This is a genomic window from Clostridium sp. C8-1-8 (assembly GCF_009928445.1).
GTDB lineage: Bacteria > Bacillota > Clostridia > Clostridiales > Clostridiaceae > Clostridium_AR.
In genome coordinates this window covers 46,740-65,581 of record NZ_JAABNO010000029.1, presented here as the reverse complement: position 1 = coordinate 65,581, position 18,842 = coordinate 46,740, and the positions used below count along the sequence as shown (strand labels likewise).

Here is an 18,842-nt window from a genome sequence, read left to right as displayed (position 1 = left end):
GTGGAGGAGGGGAAAAGAAGGCGATAATATCAAGTTCTTACCTATTCCTATAGACTGGGCTATATTATCTGCAATCCAGATACTACAACCCTGAGTGGGGTAGATTTATTAATGCAGATGAGATAACTGGTAAAACAGGAGAACTATTAAGTCATAATATGTTTGCCTATTGCGAAAATAATCCAGTTAATGCACAAGATTCAGATGGTCATTTTGGATGGATTATTGCAGGTTTTGTTATAGGTGGAGCAATTGGAGGAAATGCAGCAATATCTTCTGCTACATCAATAATATCTGATTATGTTAGTGGTGGTAAGTCAATTAAGCAAATAAGAGATAGTGCAATTGAAAATGGTATAATTGGTGGTATAGTAGGTGCATATGGAGGACGTGGAGCACAGTATGGTAGGAGAATTAAATCATCAATTTACACTAGGGCTTACTCACCTATAAATGCGGATTAATTTCAAATATATAGTATAAAAATAAATATAATAGAGCTTCAATTCATGAGTATAAATTATAATTAAAAAATATATATACTTAATGAATTGAAGCATAATTATAGTTGAAAATAAAGTGAGGCTAAAAGAATATGATAGATTATACTGAGTATTTCTTGAAATTTTTATTAGGGGCAATTTTCTTTGGATATGTATATTCACAGATTGAGTATTCATTTCTAGAAATACATATACCAATATGGTTAAATAGGGCATTATTTTATGTGAGGGAAAATAAGAAAGTTAGTTTAATAGCTGTAGTATGGCAGATAGGGGTATATATATTATATACGATACTATTCATATCATTAAAAGTTAGTACTTACAAATATCAAATAAACATAATAAATAGTTTTCAAGATAAATTTATGTATTTCTTTTGGATATTTGCTTTACTAAGATTAATTGATACTATTGCTTATATAATAATTAACAAAAAGAATTAAGTAATATTACGAAATTGTATAAGTAATAATTTATTTAAAGAGCAATACAAATATTTATTGGATTTAAATAAAGGAGATATAAAATGACTTCTACAATATCATTAGGGCTTGTAATAATAATGTTTCCAATAATAATTAATTGTTGGAAAGCAGTAAAAAATTTAAAATTGAATGATTATTATATATATGATTATGATTATTTGAGTAAAAAGTATAAATGGTGGAGAGTTTTTACACTTTTTATTTTAATGTGCATAACGATTGCAATATCAATAATTTTGCCTAATATTATATCATTAGTATCAAAGAATGCTATAAACAGTTCAAGTGAAGTAATATACCTAATAAATCCTGATTATGGCTTTTGGATGCTACCGTGTGTATTTTGGGGGGGAATAGTATCTATAGTATTAGCAAGTTCTCTTATGAAGATACTATTGGGGGGAAGTTACAGAGAATTCTATGTGTTTTTAAATTCTCCATATGGTATGGAAGCAAGAAATGGAGAATATTTGACTATCATTATATCAATTATAGTAGGCATAGGTGTGATGATATTTTATGTGTTCGGAATTAATTGGTATGTAAAATTAACTAATAACAATATAGTTGAAAACACTTGTTTTGGGTTCTCTCAGAGAAAATATAACTATAAAGATGTAAAAAATATTACTACATATGATAAAGTTCAATATAAGGATTCTAAAATTGAAGATGATTATCATATTGTAATTGAATTCAAAGATGGTCAGAAATGGGATTCACTCGGCTATGGTAGAAGTAATAATATTGATTATGATAAAATGATAGCTAATTATATTTCACAAAAATCTGATAAGAAGATAATTTATAAACAAATTGATAAAATAAAGTAATTACAAAACTACATTGACTTAAGTTCATAAATTAAAGTAATTCATATAATAGTATACTGCATAATAATTCTGTAGTAAGCTAAAGTTTATAACAATATGATAAAAGCTAAAATCTCTGAAGTCACAACAAAAAGAAGCAACTATAGTATTTTCATAGAAAAGCTTAAGTGAGGTAATGAAAACTTCATACAAAGGCTGATTTAAGCTAAAAACAAAACGTCAACAGGTACTAACAATGCCTGTTGGCTTTTCTTTTTAAATGAAGTAAATGGAAATATACGACCCGTAGGATAATTTTACATGAATATTAGGGAATAATTAATCATCTTGCTTTTTAAGGCATATACAATGAATATGGGAGCATTCTGGGGTATGTTAAAATCTGAAATGTATTACTTGAAAAAATTCAATTCATATAAGAAACTAGAAACAGCAATCACTGATTATATAGATTATTACAACAATCAACGATATCAGAAGCGTCTAAACTGTATGACACCTTTACAATATCGAGAGCATCTAGAATCTGTAGCATAAAACATCGCCAATCACAAATGTAATTGGAGATGCAAATATTTTTATTATTTTCACTGTCTACTTGACAGGGAGTATATCATACTTAGTGCGACAGCCCCTTTAAACTAGCTATGATTTTTCGCAACTTAGTGCCAATAATAATTTTGTCTTTACTTTTAGCCTTTGAAGTCAGCGCTGCTTCTGTTTTTGGTGGTCAGTTAGGATTCACAGCTGGTGTGAGTTCGAATATGATATTTCCAATGATTGTAGGTAAACTAACTGCTGGAATTTGTGCAGTGATCTTAGCAATAGCGGTGACAAAAAATCAAAAGAAAACTCGGCATTAGTTTTATAAAAGCCTAGCAAAACCGCATAGAATCTATAAATTATTAAGTTCTTAAATTGTTATATTGTTAAATTTTTAAAAATAGAGTGTGTCAAAATGATTAATTTTTTATCAGGAGAGATGCTCCTTTTCGGGTATTCAGAGAAATCTCCACAAAATTGAAATAACAAATCAATTTTGTGGAGATTTCTTAATATAGTGCAAATAAATAAGATTTATTGTGTTTGCTTTTTATCAATAAACAATGCAACTATAATCAGAAGCCATAATACTAAAGTCCAGAATTAATTATACTCTATTAAAAAAACATATGAAGGAAGTGAGATAAACATAATAACTCTTACAAATGTATATAATTTCTTATTCTTATAGTTTTTTTAGTAGTTATAAGTCTATTAGAAAAAATATAATATGCAATGCAGAAAATAATTGTTAATAAAACAAATATAATTAGGGGGACATTAGTAAATGGTAAATTCCCAATATGCAAGTAAACAGACCAAGAAATATAAGTAAACATCAAGAGAGTTAAATAAAAACACACTTCATCTAAAAACTTTCTCAATTAAAATTTCCTCCATTCATTAATTTGCCTCGCTTTAATATACAATTATCCGTTTGTTTAAGTATATACCACATGACTACAAGTATTCAAATATTTGGTGTGATTATATATAAATTCTTCTCTAAATCTAAAGTCCTTTAATTTTCTGTCAGAATTACATGTATGAGATTGTATTAATAAATTTTTACTTTTAAGAGTATCTTTCTCTATATTAAATATTTCTAGCCACTTAAACCAATATATATAATTATCTTAAGAGGTAAAGATTTTAATAAAACTTTAGAATGTTTTGGAGATTGTGTCTCAAAGAGTTAGACAGTTATTATTAAAGAATAAGTTTAAAGGATTAAAGCTTTTCACATATACTTGGTAGAGTAAGACTTATTATAAGTTATAATTCGAATAATGTATTTAAAATTTCCAAAGCATTATCTTTTAAAAGCAAATCACAGAATACACTACTGCCATAACTTTGAGGAGGAATAAAATGAAGTTAACTTTATATGATTTATGGAATCATTTAGAAGGTTAAACTCCATTCTTGCCATTACCTTTTGCTATAGAATCTATATCTTCAAAAATTTCTCTGAGAAACTAAGAGGAGCTTTGAAAATATATTTTTCATTGAAGTGATGCAGCTTTAATTATTGCATTAAATTATACATTTTGGTAAATACTACTCTTAAATGTATAAGGGTGGTATCTATGATAAGGATGAAGGACTTTGAATATATGAATGCATACAATATTCAGGGAAAAAGGATAGGGGCGGTTAAGGAAGTATATGTAGATTTTTTTGATGGAAAGCTCAAAGGAGTAGAAGTTAGCAGAAGAGGTTTTAAGAAGGAAAACTTTATCAGCAGAGAGAGCATAATAGCCATCAATAAAAGCCTGATATTTGATAAGTTTAGCAACAGCGAAGGGTTACCTTTTTCTAAAATTAAAAGTATGGATGTAATTGATAAATGTGGCTCTATAATAGGGGTAGTTGAGGATATGCTTATAGACCTTACGGATTATAGCATCAAAGGCTTTATAATTTCCTCTGGTTTTATTCAGAAAATATTAAAAGGGAAAAATATTATATTGATAAATCAGGTTATTCTAGGAGAGAAATTCATCCTTTATTATGGCAAATATAATATAATGCTGAAATCAATGCCTCATAGGTTAACCAAAGGAGAATGTTATGAAGAAACCTAGTAAAAAGCACATTGTTAACCTGACTTTGGCTCTGCTAGTTATATCAGTAATTATATTGTATATTAGGTCCAAAATAATAAGGGAAGTAGTTTATATAATAATATTTTCCTTTATAGTATCATACACCTTAAAACCTCTGTTAACTTTATTAGTTGATAAAAGTAAACTAAATAAAAAGCTAGGGTCAGCTTTAATAATCATAGCTGTTTTTAGTTTCGTTGTAATTATAGCAGTTGTTTTAATTCCCTCCCTTTTTAACGAAAGTTCTAATATAGAAAATATAATGAACTCTATAGACAGGCTGATTGGTTATCTTAATTCAAAGGTAAATATTAAAGGCTATGGTATCTTAGATACCTTAGGAGAGCAACTAAATGAGAAGTTTAACATAGCTTTGAAAAACTTTTCAGAAAAAGCTTTTGATAGCTTGATAAATTTTAGCGAAAATCTTCTCTCGTTAGCAGTTGTCCCAGTGGTAAGTTATTACTTTTTAAGTGAAGGAGATCTTATAGAAAATAAGCTTTTACTTATGGTTCCAATCAATAAAAGATCGGTAATTAAAAAAATTTTGACAGATATAGATAGGGCTTTAGGAAGATACATATTTAGTCAATTTATATTATGCCTTATAGTTGGTGTACTAACTTTTTTTGTATTAATATTATTAAAAGTTCAGTTCCCTATTTTACTTTCAATTTTTAATGCAGTTATTAATATTGTGCCTTACTTTGGCCCTCTTATAGGAGCTATTCCAGCTATAATTGTGGCATTACTACAATCGCCTACGAAAGCTCTATATACCACACTATTTTTATTCTTGATCCAACAGGTTGAAGGAAATTTGCTATCACCACAGATAACTGCTTCAAGCATCAAGATGCATCCATTACTAATAATAATCTTACTTCTAATTGGAGAAAAAATAGGCGGTTTCTTTGGGATGATTTTAGCAATACCTATTGGGGTCATAATTAAAGTTATTTATGAAGACATTGATTATCATATGTATTAAAAGAGAATATCTTCAGCACTTAAATGACCAATTTATATGGAGTATATCATAATGAGAAATATGTAACCTTGAATAATATAATAGCAAAAAAAAGATATTATTTTTAAGAAGTGGTCGTAAGATAACTATGACTAAGAGAACTTTTACTCTGTGATATTCTTAAGTAAATTAGCACATATTTATATAAATATTGACATAAATAAAACATTATCTTATAATTTGCCTATATGATTAATATCGGTGTGATGATAAGAATAAGTAGATTATTTATGGCTATAAAGAGAAGAAGTGGTTGGTGAAAACTTCCTAGCATAGTAGTTGAAAGCTATCTTTGAGCACTTTTCTTAAGTGATGTATTTTAGCAAGTACATAATTAGGGTGGTACCGCGGAAGTATAGCTTTCGTCCCTTGCTAGGGATGGGGGCTTTTTTTTATTCTTAAGCATATTGTACCTCATATAAAGTTGAGGATAAGAATGCATAGGAAGCTTAAATACAGTTATAGGCGCAAGAATAAAAAAAATGTGTGCAAAGAAATGGAGGAAATAAATATGAAGTACATGGGAGCAAATGAATTAAGAGATGCTTATTTAAAATTTTTTGAAAGTAAAGGCCATTTAGTTATGCCTTCATTTTCATTAGTGCCAAAGAATGACAAGAGTTTGTTGTTAATAAATGCAGGTATGGCACCATTAAAGCCATATTTTACTGGGGTTGAAGAACCTCCAAGAAAAAGAGTGGCTACTTGCCAAAAGTGTATTAGAACTGGTGATATAGAGAACGTAGGAAAGACTTCTAGACATGGTACTTTCTTTGAAATGCTAGGAAACTTTTCTTTCGGAGATTACTTTAAGAATGAGATAATTCCGTGGGCTTGGGAGTTTATAACTGAAACGCTTTCAATTCCAAAGGATAAACTATATGTTACTATATATTTAGAAGATGATGAAGCTTTTGACATATGGACTTCAAAAACAGATGTTGATCCAAGCAGAATATTTAGACTTGGTAAGGATGATAACTTCTGGGAAATAGGTGTAGGACCTTGTGGACCTTGTACAGAAATTCACTTTGACAGAGGTGATGGAAAAATAACTACTGTTGAGGAATTTGTAAAGGCTGCTGATGAAGATAGAGTGGTAGAATTCTGGAATCTAGTGTTTACTCAATTTGATAAAGATGAAGAAGGAAACTACAATAGATTAGCTAATCCAAACATAGATACTGGAATGGGGCTTGAAAGAATAACTACAATTATGCAAGGTGTAGAGAATATTTTCGAGATTGATACAGTAAAAAATATATTAGGAACAGTTAGTAAAATAGCTGGTGTTGAATATAAGACTGATGCAGGTAAAGATGTATCATTAAGAATTATAACAGATCACGTAAAAGGCGTAACTATGCTTATATGTGATGGAGTTCAACCTTCAAACGAAGGAAGAGGATATGTTTTAAGAAGACTTCTAAGAAGAGCAGCAAGACATGGTAGACTTCTTGGAATTAAAGAACTTTTCTTAACTCAAATAGTAGATTCAGTTATTGAAAACTATGGTACAGCATATCCAGAACTTATAGAAAAGGCAGCTTATATAAAGAAGGTTGTTTCTTTAGAAGAAGAAAGATTTAATGAGACTATAGATAGTGGTATGGATATACTAAAGTCTTATATAAAAGAATTAGAAAATTCTAGCTTAAACATTCTTTCAGGAGAAAAGGTATTTAAGTTATATGATACTTATGGTTTCCCACTAGAATTGACTGAAGAAATTTTAGAAGAAAAAGCTATGAAGGTTGATCTTGAAGGCTTTAACAAAGAAATGAAAGAACAAAGAGAAAGAGCTAGAGCAGCAAGAGCAACTACAAGCTACATGGGTAGTGACGAGATTCCTGTAAACAAGATAGAAGCAACTCTAAATACAAGTTTTGATGGCTACGGTAATACTAAGCATGAAGCTACAGTAGTTATATTGGCTGACAGTGCAGAATTTAGAGAAGAGCTTTCAGAAGGTGAAGAAGGATTTCTAGTGGTTGACAATACCCCATTCTATGCTGAAATGGGTGGTCAAGTAGGTGATACTGGAATAGTAACAGGAGACAATTTTAAAGCTGAAGTTGTGGACTGCAAGAAGAATCCAGGTGGTAAGATATATCATGTAATCAAAGTAGTTCAAGGAACTATAACGGTAAATGATACAGTTACCCTTGAAGTTGACAATATAAGAAGAAATAACATATGTAAGAATCACACTGCAACTCATATGCTTCACGAAGCTTTAAGAGAAGTTCTTGGAGAACATGTAAATCAGTCTGGTTCATACGTAGATAGCGAAAGATTAAGATTTGACTTTACCCATTTCTCAGCATTATCAGCAGAAGAATTGGATAAGGTTGAAACTTTAGTTAATGAAAAGATCATGGAAGCATATTCAGTTTGTACAGATATAATGACTATAGATGAAGCAAAGAATAGCGGGGCTATGGCTTTATTTGATGACAAGTACAGCGATGAAGTAAGAGTAGTTTCTATAGGTAGCTTCTCAAAAGAACTTTGTGGAGGTACACATGTAAGCAACTCAGGGCAAATAGGTTTGTTCAAAATAGTAAGTGAAACTGGTGTTGCAGCTGGAATAAGAAGAATAGAAGCTTTAACAGGATTTAATGCAATAAAGCATTTTGAAAATAAGAATGAAATAATAAAAGAAGTAACCTCAACATTAAAATGTAATGAAAAAGATATTTTAAGAAAACTTCATTCACAAACTGCAGAGCTTAAGGAAAAGGAAAAAGAAATTCAAGAACTTAAGATGAAGATGGTTCAAGGCTCAGAGGATGAAATACTAAACAGTGTTAAGGAAATCAAGGGCGTGAAGGTTATTGCTTCCACAGTAGAAGGTCTTGATGGAAATGCTTTAAGAGACTTAGCAGATAAGCTAAGAGACAAGATCGGTAATGGTGTTGTTGTATTAGGAAGTGGGTCTGAAGGGAAAGTTAACTTAGTAGCTATGGCAACTAGAGACTCTTTAGAAAAAGGAGTTCACTGTGGAAAGATCATTAAAGAGGTTGCTGCAATCACTGGAGGCGGTGGTGGTGGAAGACCAGACATGGCTCAAGCAGGTGGTAAAAACCCAGAAAAATTAGGGGATGCTTTAGAAAAAGTGTATGAATTAGTAGAATTGTTGGTAAAATAGTGTACATTTCCATAAATATCATTTATAATTATATTAATGATAAAAACAGAATAAACAATTGTTAGTAGGTTAATACTAATTTTATATGATATTTAAATATTTTTTCATGTGGACCAGTAAGGGGGTGAAGCTGCAATTTTAAGCAGCAAACTTATGGCAAATAATTTAGATCATACAATGCAATTTGACTTTACGAAAAATAAAGAAGACTTGACAAAGGCAATTTTAAACGAGGTTTATAATTCCTTAAAGGAAAAAGGCTATAATCCTGTAAATCAACTTGTAGGATATTTAATTTCAGGAGACCCTACTTACATCACAAATTACAATGGTGCAAGGGCTTTGGTAAGAAAACTTGAAAGAGATGAAATTCTTGAAGAGGTAATAAAATCTTATCTAGAGATAAAATAAAGGGTGCCCATTTGGGTACCCTTTAATTCTTATAAGCATATTATATCTTCTCTTAATGAAGGTATATTGATTTAAAAAAGATTAGAAAAAATATTTTATCAAGACAGCGGACAAAAGGTTTAATTTAATAAGGCTATTATTTGTTTTATAGGGCAAAATAATATTTAAATAAGTAGTATATAATCTAGTATGGTTTAGGTTATAGAAGTTACTTATAAACAGTAGCTATTGTATCGCTTTGATTTTAACAGTTAGATAGTTATATCAGTATAAAATAAAATCTTTATTTATAATGAAATTTTAGCTAAAAAGTTAGCAAAGTTATAAAATTGTTTATAAAGATTATAAATATGGTGTATTTATCAAAGTAGATAAATTACTTTAATTTTACAATGAAAGTAAATAACTTTATGTACCTAAGAAGCTTTACGTTGATAGCTTTTTATAGATAGTTATTTATGATATGGTGAAAGTACAATTAAAGTTTAAAAATAGGACTATATCAGAGTAACAGTTATATTTTTATATTATTCTCCCTAATAAATAAATTTTATTTACACAATATATACGTAAGTGAAAAATATAAACTATTAGTTTTGCAATCTTAAATTTAAATATCGAGAATTCTGGTTATTGATTTCAGAATTTTCACAGTTGTTTATAAAGATGAACTAGCTATATATGAAATGTGTTAAGAAATTTATCATGGTTTCTGGTGGTTGGTGCATCTATATGATTAATTAAATAAAACCCTATAGGAGAATAGAATGCGTATAATTGGATTAGATTTAGGACAAAAAACTATTGGGGTGGCAGTTTCAGATCCATTAGGATTCACTGCACAAGGTATTACTACCATTAGAAGAAAAAGCTTCAAGTATGATCTTGAAGAAGTTAAAAAAATCTTTGATGAGTACAATGCAGATCTCATCGTTATAGGACTACCTAAAAATATGAATGGAACAATAGGTCCTTCAGGTGAAATGGCTCAGGATTTTGGTAAAAGGCTTGTTGAGTTATTTAATCCTAAAATAGAATTTTGGGATGAAAGACTTACTACTGTTGCGGCTCATCGTGCAATGCTAGAAGCGGATTTATCGAGAAGTAAAAGAAAAAAGATAGTTGATAAAGTTGCGGCTACCTATATACTTCAAGGGTTTCTTGATAGATTGGCAAGCAATAATTGACTTTCATTATCAATGAAAACAAAATATAATTTAAGAAGGAGTGTTTTTAATGGATAACAATATTGATACAATAGTGTTGCTAGATGAAGATGGAGTTGAAACTGAGTTTGAGGTTATAACAAAGCTTGATATTGAGGAAAATGAATATGTAATCGTAGCACCTGTAGATGGATCAGAAGACGATGCGATTGCATTAAAAATTGTAACAGATGAAGAGGGAAATGATGCTCTAGTAACTGTGGAAGATGAGGAAGAATTTGCAATGGTTGCTGAAGCATATGAAACTCTTTTTGCTGATGACTTAAATTAAAAAAGAGAGGTTTTAGCATGTCACAGGTATCATCAAAAGATTATAATCAATTAAAAGAAGATTTGAAAAAAAAGGGTTACAAATTGACTCCTCAAAGAAGAGCAATTGTGGACACTATTTTAATAAATAAAGGCAAGCATCTTACAGCAGAGGAAATTTACGATGAAGTAAAGGTGAGCTGTCCAGAGATAGGCTTGGCTACTGTATATAGAACTATATTACTTTTAGAAGAAATGGGTATAATATACAGACTTGACCTTAATGATGGTAGTGCAAGATACGAAATGGCTCATGATGATGAGCATCATAGGCATCACCATTTAGTTTGTAACAACTGTGGCAAGGTTATAGAAGTTGAAGCGGATTTACTTGATGATTTGGAACACTTAATTGAGAATAAACATAGCTTCAAAATAATGGATCACAGTGTAAAATTCTATGGCTTATGTAGCGAATGTGTTGAAAAAGACATATAGAGCTTTATAAATAAAAAATAAAATAAAATAAATCTAAAGGAGGGGAAGTATGAAACGTGAAAAACTAAAGGCGAAAATCATTCCTTTAGGTGGCACTAATGAAATTGGAAAAAACATGACTGCCATTGAATTTAAAGATGATATAATCGTCATAGACAGCGGATTAAAGTTTCCTGAAGAAGATATGTTTGGTATAGATATCGTAATTCCAGACATAACGTATTTAATAAAGAATAAAGAGAAGGTTAAGGGTATATTCCTAACCCATGGACATGAAGATCATATAGGTGCGTTACCTTATGTGCTTAGGCAACTTAATGTACCTATATATGGAACGAAATTAACCCTAGGAATAGTTGAAAGTAAGCTGAAAGAGCATGGCCTTCTTAGCACTACAGAACGTATTATAGTTAAGCCTAAGGATGTTATTAAGTTAGATTCTGTTTCAGTGGAGTTTATAAAAACTAATCACAGTATAGCGGATTCGGTAGCTATAGCAATTCATACTCCTATGGGAGTAATACTTCATACTGGTGATTTTAAAATTGACTATACTCCAATTGACGGAGAAGTAATTGATTTAGCTAGATTTGCAGAACTCGGCAAAAAAGGTGTACTTGCGATGATGGCTGATAGTACTAATGTTGAGAGACCAGGTTTTACAATGTCTGAAAGTGTAATAGGAGATAACTTTTTAAAGATGTTCTCCAAAGCTAAAGGAAGAATATTGGTTGCTACCTTTGCTTCAAATATCCACAGAATTCAGCAGATAATTACTGCAGCACAAGAGTATGATAGAAAAGTTGCAGTTTCAGGCAGAAGTATGGAGAATATAGTTCAAGTAGCTATAGAACTAGGATATTTGCAGATTGATAAGGAAGTATTAATAAGTTTAGATAGTATAAACAAGTACCCTAATGATAAACTTGTTATAATAACTACTGGAAGCCAAGGTGAGCCAATGTCAGCACTAGCAAGAATGGCATCATCAGAGCATAAGAAGATTAATATAATAGAAGGGGACTTGGTTGTTATATCAGCTACTCCTATACCTGGTAATGAAAAGTTTGTATCAAGAATAGTTAACCAGCTATTTAAGAAGGGTGCAGAAGTAATATATGGGTCTGCAGCAGGAGTCCATGTGTCTGGGCATGCTTGTCAAGAAGAATTAAAGCTTGTGCATACATTAGTAAAACCAAGATTCTTTATTCCTGTACATGGAGAATATAGACATCTTAAACAACATGGAGAATTAGCTGTAAGACTTGGATTGCCACCTAAAAACTTTTTAATTCCTGAAAATGGTGACGTTATAGAAATCACTAGAGATAGTGTAAGAAAGAACGGTACAGTAATTTCAGGAAATGTATTTGTTGACGGTTTAGGTGTTGGTGATGTAGGAAACATTGTCCTTAGAGATAGAAAACATTTATCTCAAGATGGTATACTAACAGTTGTAGTTACTATCGAAAAAGAAAGCGGCACTGTAATTGCTGGACCAGATATAATATCAAGAGGATTTGTCTATGTTAGAGAATCAGAAGATCTTATGGATCAGGCAAAGGAAATAGTGAAATCAGTGCTTAGACAATGTGAAGAAAATAAGATCTCTGACTGGGCTACTATGAAGTCAAGCATGAAGAACGAGTTAAGAATGTTCTTATATGAAAAGACTAAGAGAAAGCCTATGATATTACCAATAATCATGGAAATATAATTCTGGGGGAGAAATTATGACTAATATATATGATAAAGCACATGAGTTTGCGGATGTGTTGAAAGATATTCCTGAAGTAGTAGCTTACAGGGAAGCTTCAAAAAAAATATCTGAAAACCCAGAACTAAAAAAAATGGTTGCAGATTTTAGAAAAATTCAAATAGAAGCTTATAATGAACAAATGCAAACTGGCACTATAAGCGATGCAACCAAAGAAAAAATGCAAAAAGTCGGCGGAGTAGTAATGATAAATCCTGCTGTAGCTGCATACCTTCAAAGCGAAGCTCAATTTGCAGTTATTTGGGAAGATCTGTTAAAAATATTAAATGAAGCAATAGGTGTGGATATAATTGCACCTAATTCCTAGTATTATAGTTGACTTTTTTGCTAAGTAAGATTAGAATTAACTTGTTGAAATTGGATACAACGGTATCCAATTTTATTTTGTAGTTAAACATAATGGAGGATTAATATGGAATTAATAACAAGAAATGATATAAGAAATATAGCAATAATTGCTCACGTTGACCATGGTAAGACTACTTTGGTTGATGCGCTATTAAGACAAAGCAATATATTCAGAGTAAATGAAAAAGTAGAAGAGAGAGTTATGGACTCCAATGACCTAGAAAAAGAAAGAGGAATAACTATACTTTCAAAAAATACTGCAGTTACATATAATGACATAAAGATTAATATTATAGATACTCCAGGACATGCTGACTTCGGTGGAGAAGTAGAAAGAGTTCTGAAGATGGTTGATAGTGTTCTTTTAGTAGTTGACTCTTATGAAGGACCTATGCCTCAGACTAAATTCGTTCTAAAAAAAGCTTTAGAGCTTAAACTAAATCCTATAGTTGTAATAAATAAGATTGATAAGCCAAATGCAAGACCAACAGAAGTTATAGACGAAGTTTTCGAATTGTTCTTAGAACTTGGAGCAAATGATAGACAACTTGATTTTCCAATAGTATATGCTTCTGCTAGAGAAGGAATTGCAAAGCTTGAAGTTGAAGATGAAAGCTCAAATATGGAACCATTATTCAATACAATCATTGAGCATGTAGAACCTCCTAAGGGTTACTTAGATGCACCTTTCCAAATGCTTGTAACTACAATAGACACAAGTGAATATGTAGGTAAGATTGTAATTGGTAAGGTTGTTCGTGGTACTGTGAATAAAAACCAAAATGTTGCTGTTGTAAGAAAAGATGGATCAACTTCAAACTATAAGGTTTCAAGTCTTTATACATACAATGGATTAAAGAGAGAAGAAGCAAATGAAGCTTCACTTGGAGATATAATTGCAATAAGTGGTATATTAGAAGCAAATATTGGAGAAACTATAGCAGATGCACAAAATCCAGAAGCATTACCATTTGTAGACATAGACGAGCCTACTTTAAACATGAACTTTATGGTAAATGATTCTCCATTTGCAGGACGTGAAGGAGATTTCGTTACTTCAAGACATTTAAGAGATAGACTTCTTAAAGAACTAGAAACTAATGTAAGTTTAAAGATTAAAGAAGTTTCTCCAGACTGTTTCGAAGTTAGTGGTAGAGGAGAATTACATCTTTCAATTCTTATAGAAACTATGAGAAGAGAAGGGTATGAATTCCAAGTTTCTAAGCCAAATGTTATATTTAAAGAAGAAAATGGTAAGAAGCTTGAACCAGTAGAATACTTAACAATAGATGTTCCAGAAGAATTTATGGGACCAGTAATGGAAAAGCTAGGACCTAGAAAAGCTGAGATGGTCAACATGACTTCTGCAGTAAATGGATATACAAGACTAGAATTCAAGGTTCCAGCTAGAGGTCTTATAGGTTTTAGAAGTGAATTCATGACTGATACTAAGGGTAATGGTATCATGAACCATGTATTTGATGGATATGAGCCATATAAGGGTGAAATACCAGGAAGAAGCAGAGGATCACTTGTAGTATTTGAAGCTGGTGACGCTATTGCTTATGGATTGTTCAATGCTCAAGAAAGAGGTACTTTATTCTTAGAGCCAGGTACTGAGGTTTATTCAGGAATGATTTGTGGAGTATGTTCAAGAGCAGATGATATAGAAGTTAATGTTTGTAAGAAGAAACATCAGTCAAATACTAGAGCTTCAGGTTCAGATGATTCTTTAAGACTTGTTCCAGCTAAATTAATGTCATTAGAAGAATGTTTAGAATTTATAAATCCTGACGAACTAGTAGAAGTTACACCTAAGAACATTAGAATGAGAAAGAGATTATTAGATTCTAATGAAAGAAAGAGAGCTGCAAGAAAATAATTTATTTACTTGCATAAAAATAGTATAATTTAGTAAATAGCCTTTTTGGCTATTTACTTTTGTATATAAAGGGGTTTTAATATTTATAGATCAGACTTAAATTATACTTGTTTAACAATTAAGTAGCACTGTTGTTGTGGGAAAAGTATAGTTTAATAACTGATTTTTATGAACTTATATATAAATATAATATACATATAGAAAAAAATAGGGGGACTTTATGAGAAACTTTAAAAAGCCTTTAATTTTTATTTCTTCCTTTATAGTTATAGCTCTTATTGTTATTACTTTTGTATACATAAAATATTTAAGAGCAATTAATGATCCGCTTCAAGGAAAAGGCAGTACTGTAACTGTTGTTGTAAAGCAGGGGGAAAGCCTTTACGACGTATTTGAAAGTCTTGATAAAGAAAACTCGCTTAAGAGTTTATTTGCAACAAAGTACTACATAAAGCATAATAAAATAGGTGGAGACATTCAGCCTGGTACATACGAAATATTGATCGGAACTTCTCTAGACAAAATTATAAATTTGCTAAGAGAAGGTGGACATAACATAAAAATGACAATCCCTGAGGGATTGAATGTAGAAGAAATCGCGGCAAGGGTTGAAAAAACAGGTCTCGCTACTAAGGATCAATTTTTGGCAGAGTTGAAGAAGTATCCTTTACCGGATTTTGTAAAAGAAAACAAAGATAAGAGATATCAGTTAGAGGGCTTTTTATTTCCAGACACATACTTCTTTAAGAAGACTGATAAGTCTGAGGATATCATATTAACTATGCTTATAAGGTTCCAACAAGTGATGAATCAAATTAAAAAAGAAACCAACGGTTCTTTTGACGAGAGTCAGTATGATGATATTATTAATAAGGCAGCAATGATAGAGAAGGAAGCTAGGGTAGATTCGGATCGACCTTTAATTGCCTCTGTTATTGAAAATAGATTAAAGATAAATAAAAAGCTTGAGATTGATTCAACAGTATTATATGCAATAGGTCAACATAAGGATGTTGTGACTTATAAGGATTTAGAAGTTAAATCACCATATAATACATATCAAGTTAAGGGGTTGCCAGCAGGACCAATCTGTAATCCTGGGGAAAAATCAATAGTAGCAGCTGTAAAACCAGAAGAAACTAAATTTTTATACTATATACTTCAAAAAAATAATGAGCATTATTTTACTGCTGATTACAATGATTTCTTAAAGATGAAAAAACAATTAGGATATTAAGTATTATCCAAAGCTATTGGAGGAAAATATGAGTGGAATTACACATGACTACATGGAGGAATATCTTAGAGGTCTTATTGGAGACAGAGAAGATGAACTATATGAGTTAGAGAGATATGCAGAAGAAAATGCTGTTCCTATAGTACAGAAAGAAGCTGGACAGTTCTTAGAATTTATGGTTTCTATGAAGAAGCCTAAAAAAATATTAGAACTTGGTACAGCTATAGGCTATTCTGCTATTCTCATGAGTAAAGCTGCCAATGGAAGTGCAAACATAACATCCATTGAACGTGACGAAAATATGGTATCTATTGCAGAGAATAATATTTCAAAGTATAATTTTAATGATAAAATTAAGGTCATCCAAGGTGACTGTTTAGAAATATTAGAAAAATTAGATGACAAATTTGATTTGATTTTTATGGATGCTGGAAAAGGTCATTACAATCATTTTTTACCACATTGCCTAAGACTTTTAGCTGAGGAAGGAATAATTATTTCGGATAATGTTCTTTTTAGAGGTATGGTTGCTACAAATGATTTGGTTAAGAGAAGAAAAATAACTATAGTTAAAAGAATGAGAGATTATCTTGAGACAATATCTAAGGATAAAGATTTAATCACTACTATTATTCCTATGGGGGATGGAATAGCTGTGACAAAGAGGAGGTAATTTTAATGAGAAAACCAGAAATACTAGCTCCTGCAGGAAGTCTAGAAAAGTTAAAAACAGCTATTGATTTTGGCGCGGATGCTGTATATATAGGTGGAAGTAAGCTTAACTTAAGAGCTTTTGCTGATAATTTCACTAATGAAGAAATAAGTGAAGGTGTAAAGTATGCTCATGAAAGAGGAAGAAAAGTATATGTTACAATGAACGTATTTCCTCACAATGGAGATTTAGTTGGAGTAGAAGAATACTTAATAAATCTACAAAACTTAGAAATTGATGCTATTATAGTTGCTGACCTAGCAATATTCTCCATAGCTAGAGAAGTAGTTCCTAATATGGAAATACATATTAGTACTCAGGCCAACAATGTTAACTGGAGATCTGCAAAGTTCTGGTACGATCAAGGTGCTAAGAGAGTGGTTTTAGCAAGAGAATTATCCATGCAAGAAATAGAAAGCATAACCTCAAAAATACCAGAAGATTGTGATATTGAGGCTTTTGTTCATGGATCAATGTGTATGTCTTACTCAGGAAGATGCTTGATTTCAAATTACATGACAGGAAGAGATTCTAATAGAGGAGCTTGCGCTCAGCCATGTAGATATAAGTATTATTTGGTTGAAGAAAAGAGACCAGGAGAATACTTCCCTGTGTTTGAAGATGAAAAAGGTACTTACATAATGAACTCTAAGGATTTATGTATGATAGAACATATTCCTGAGCTTGTAAAGAGCGGTATTTACTCCTTTAAAATAGAGGGAAGAATGAAGAGTTCTTACTATGTAGCTGCTGTTGTAAAAGCTTATAGACAAGCGCTAGATGCATACTGGGCAGATCCAGAAAACTATGAATTTAAGCAAGAATGGCTTGACATTGTTACTAAGGTTAGTCATAGAAGCTATCATACAGGTTTCTATTTTGGAGAAAAGAATAAGCAGGTATATGATACTTCTTCTTATGTAAGAGATTATGATATAGTAGGTGTAGTTAAAGCTTATGATAAGGAAAATAAGATAGCTACTATAGAACAAAAGAATAGAGTTTTTGAAAATGATGTAGTTGAAGTGCTTAGACCAGTAGGTGATGGTTTTGAAGTATCATTACTTGATATGAAAGATGAAGCAGGCAACAAAATTGAAGTTGCTCCTAGGGCACAAATGATATTTACCATAACTTCAGAAACAGAGCTAAAAGAAAAGGATATGCTTATAAAGAGTAAGGGGGCAAACTAATGTCTAAGCCGATTTTAATTGGAATTACAGGTGGAACAGGTTCTGGTAAAAGCACAATTGCTAAAGAAATTTACAACAAATTTGATCAAACCTGTATTGCGATGATAGAGCAAGACTCATATTATAAAGATCAAAGTTACTTGTCTATGGAAGATAGGCAAAAAACTAACTATGATCATCCGGATGCTTTTGATAATGATTTATTAGTGGAACATCTAAAAGATCTTATTGAAGGAAAGAGCGTAGAAAAACCTAGATATGATTTTTCTATTCATAATAGAGTGACAGAGACCGTTACTGTAGACTCAAAGGATATAATAATAGTCGAGGGGATCCTTGTTCTAGAAGATAGCAGAATAAGAGATCTATTAGATATTAAAATTTATGTAGATACAGATTCAGATGTTAGAATAATACGTAGACTTCAAAGAGATATAACTGAAAGAGAGAGAACTGTAGATTCAGTTATAAACCAATATTTAAGTGTTGTTAGACCTATGCATCTTCAGTTTACTGAACCTACGAAAAGATATGCAGATTTAATAATACCAGAAGGTGGACATAATAAGGTTGCTATAGATATACTTGTAGCAAAGATAAAACAAATTTTACTTAAATAGATAAATTATTGAATAAAACACCCCTATGCTGGC

At 31.1% G+C, this 18,842-nt stretch carries 17 protein-coding genes, 1 pseudogene and 1 other annotated feature; all 18 genes and pseudogenes read left to right on the top strand.

The features are described from left to right. Positions 1-65: 65 nt before the first annotated feature. A pseudogene (locus GXK57_RS27015) lies at positions 66-464 on the top strand (RHS repeat-associated core domain-containing protein); the annotation flags it as partial. 131 nt (positions 465-595) lie between these two features. Further along, entirely contained in the window at positions 596-949 is a 354-nt protein-coding gene (locus GXK57_RS21675) for a hypothetical protein (protein ID WP_160680107.1), read from the top strand. An 83-nt stretch (positions 950-1,032) separates the two neighbouring features. Then, positions 1,033-1,824, top strand: a complete 792-nt coding sequence (locus GXK57_RS21670; RefSeq protein ID WP_160680106.1) for a hypothetical protein — start codon at positions 1,033-1,035, stop codon at positions 1,822-1,824. Positions 1,825-2,504: 680 nt separating this feature from the next. After that, on the top strand, positions 2,505-2,687 hold the full coding sequence (gene eutH / locus GXK57_RS21660) for an ethanolamine utilization protein EutH (protein ID WP_347709107.1): 183 nt from the start codon (positions 2,505-2,507) through the stop codon (positions 2,685-2,687). Positions 2,688-3,956: 1,269 nt separating this feature from the next. After that, positions 3,957-4,454 carry a PRC-barrel domain-containing protein gene (locus GXK57_RS21655; RefSeq protein ID WP_160680103.1) on the top strand — a complete coding sequence of 166 codons (498 nt, stop codon included), beginning with the start codon at positions 3,957-3,959 and terminating at the stop codon, positions 4,452-4,454. Next, complete coding sequence (locus GXK57_RS21650) at positions 4,441-5,466, top strand: AI-2E family transporter (RefSeq protein WP_160680102.1); 1,026 nt, start codon at positions 4,441-4,443, stop codon at positions 5,464-5,466. The genes GXK57_RS21655 and GXK57_RS21650 overlap by 14 nt, the downstream gene beginning before the upstream one ends. Before the next feature lie 236 nt (positions 5,467-5,702). Beyond that, positions 5,703-5,878, top strand: a binding site (T-box leader). A gap of 138 nt (positions 5,879-6,016) precedes the next feature. Then, complete coding sequence (gene alaS, locus GXK57_RS21645) at positions 6,017-8,656, top strand: alanine--tRNA ligase (protein ID WP_160680101.1); 2,640 nt, start codon at positions 6,017-6,019, stop codon at positions 8,654-8,656. A 153-nt stretch (positions 8,657-8,809) separates the two neighbouring features. Beyond that, a complete protein-coding gene (locus GXK57_RS21640; protein WP_128214478.1) occupies positions 8,810-9,067 on the top strand; it encodes an IreB family regulatory phosphoprotein in 258 nt (85 codons plus the stop codon). A 767-nt stretch (positions 9,068-9,834) separates the two neighbouring features. Next, positions 9,835-10,254, top strand: coding sequence for a Holliday junction resolvase RuvX (ruvX, locus tag GXK57_RS21635; protein WP_160680100.1), 420 nt, complete (start codon positions 9,835-9,837; stop codon positions 10,252-10,254). Positions 10,255-10,303: 49 nt separating this feature from the next. Beyond that, positions 10,304-10,564 carry a DUF1292 domain-containing protein gene (locus GXK57_RS21630; RefSeq protein WP_128214476.1) on the top strand — a complete coding sequence of 87 codons (261 nt, stop codon included), beginning with the start codon at positions 10,304-10,306 and terminating at the stop codon, positions 10,562-10,564. Positions 10,565-10,581: 17 nt separating this feature from the next. Continuing rightward, a complete protein-coding gene (locus tag GXK57_RS21625; RefSeq protein ID WP_128214475.1) occupies positions 10,582-11,040 on the top strand; it encodes a Fur family transcriptional regulator in 459 nt (152 codons plus the stop codon). Between the two features lie 49 nt (positions 11,041-11,089). After that, the gene (locus GXK57_RS21620; protein ID WP_160680099.1) at positions 11,090-12,757 is read left to right on the top strand and encodes a ribonuclease J; all 1,668 of its coding nucleotides are present in this window, start codon (positions 11,090-11,092) and stop codon (positions 12,755-12,757) included. 16 nt (positions 12,758-12,773) lie between these two features. Further along, positions 12,774-13,124, top strand: a complete 351-nt coding sequence (locus GXK57_RS21615) for a YlbF family regulator (RefSeq protein WP_160680098.1) — start codon at positions 12,774-12,776, stop codon at positions 13,122-13,124. Between the two features lie 105 nt (positions 13,125-13,229). Continuing rightward, positions 13,230-15,047 carry a translational GTPase TypA gene (gene typA / locus GXK57_RS21610; protein WP_160680097.1) on the top strand — a complete coding sequence of 606 codons (1,818 nt, stop codon included), beginning with the start codon at positions 13,230-13,232 and terminating at the stop codon, positions 15,045-15,047. 220 nt (positions 15,048-15,267) lie between these two features. After that, positions 15,268-16,284 carry an endolytic transglycosylase MltG gene (gene mltG, locus GXK57_RS21605; RefSeq protein WP_160680096.1) on the top strand — a complete coding sequence of 339 codons (1,017 nt, stop codon included), beginning with the start codon at positions 15,268-15,270 and terminating at the stop codon, positions 16,282-16,284. Between the two features lie 28 nt (positions 16,285-16,312). Beyond that, on the top strand, positions 16,313-16,957 hold the full coding sequence (locus GXK57_RS21600; protein ID WP_160680095.1) for an O-methyltransferase: 645 nt from the start codon (positions 16,313-16,315) through the stop codon (positions 16,955-16,957). Between the two features lie 5 nt (positions 16,958-16,962). Then, on the top strand, positions 16,963-18,189 hold the full coding sequence (locus GXK57_RS21595; RefSeq protein WP_160680094.1) for a U32 family peptidase: 1,227 nt from the start codon (positions 16,963-16,965) through the stop codon (positions 18,187-18,189). Further along, positions 18,189-18,809: a uridine kinase gene (udk, locus tag GXK57_RS21590; protein WP_160680093.1), complete on the top strand. Its 621-nt coding sequence runs from the start codon at positions 18,189-18,191 to the stop codon at positions 18,807-18,809. The genes GXK57_RS21595 and udk overlap by 1 nt, the downstream gene beginning before the upstream one ends. The last annotated feature ends 33 nt before the right edge of the window (positions 18,810-18,842 follow it).

Excerpts from the sequence above, each read along its gene's own strand:
- GXK57_RS21675 (WP_160680107.1), top strand. The coding sequence starts at position 596 with ATGATAGATTATACTGAGTATTTCTTGAAATTTTTATTAGGGGCAATT.
- GXK57_RS21670 (WP_160680106.1), top strand. The coding sequence starts at position 1,033 with ATGACTTCTACAATATCATTAGGGCTTGTAATAATAATGTTTCCAATA.
- GXK57_RS21655 (WP_160680103.1), top strand. The coding sequence starts at position 3,957 with ATGATAAGGATGAAGGACTTTGAATATATGAATGCATACAATATTCAG.
- GXK57_RS21650 (WP_160680102.1), top strand. The coding sequence starts at position 4,441 with ATGAAGAAACCTAGTAAAAAGCACATTGTTAACCTGACTTTGGCTCTG.
- alaS (WP_160680101.1), top strand. The coding sequence starts at position 6,017 with ATGAAGTACATGGGAGCAAATGAATTAAGAGATGCTTATTTAAAATTT.
- GXK57_RS21640 (WP_128214478.1), top strand. The coding sequence starts at position 8,810 with ATGGCAAATAATTTAGATCATACAATGCAATTTGACTTTACGAAAAAT.
- ruvX (WP_160680100.1), top strand. The coding sequence starts at position 9,835 with ATGCGTATAATTGGATTAGATTTAGGACAAAAAACTATTGGGGTGGCA.
- GXK57_RS21630 (WP_128214476.1), top strand. The coding sequence starts at position 10,304 with ATGGATAACAATATTGATACAATAGTGTTGCTAGATGAAGATGGAGTT.
- GXK57_RS21625 (WP_128214475.1), top strand. The coding sequence starts at position 10,582 with ATGTCACAGGTATCATCAAAAGATTATAATCAATTAAAAGAAGATTTG.
- GXK57_RS21620 (WP_160680099.1), top strand. The coding sequence starts at position 11,090 with ATGAAACGTGAAAAACTAAAGGCGAAAATCATTCCTTTAGGTGGCACT.
- GXK57_RS21615 (WP_160680098.1), top strand. The coding sequence starts at position 12,774 with ATGACTAATATATATGATAAAGCACATGAGTTTGCGGATGTGTTGAAA.
- typA (WP_160680097.1), top strand. The coding sequence starts at position 13,230 with ATGGAATTAATAACAAGAAATGATATAAGAAATATAGCAATAATTGCT.
- mltG (WP_160680096.1), top strand. The coding sequence starts at position 15,268 with ATGAGAAACTTTAAAAAGCCTTTAATTTTTATTTCTTCCTTTATAGTT.
- GXK57_RS21600 (WP_160680095.1), top strand. The coding sequence starts at position 16,313 with ATGAGTGGAATTACACATGACTACATGGAGGAATATCTTAGAGGTCTT.
- GXK57_RS21595 (WP_160680094.1), top strand. The coding sequence starts at position 16,963 with ATGAGAAAACCAGAAATACTAGCTCCTGCAGGAAGTCTAGAAAAGTTA.
- udk (WP_160680093.1), top strand. The coding sequence starts at position 18,189 with ATGTCTAAGCCGATTTTAATTGGAATTACAGGTGGAACAGGTTCTGGT.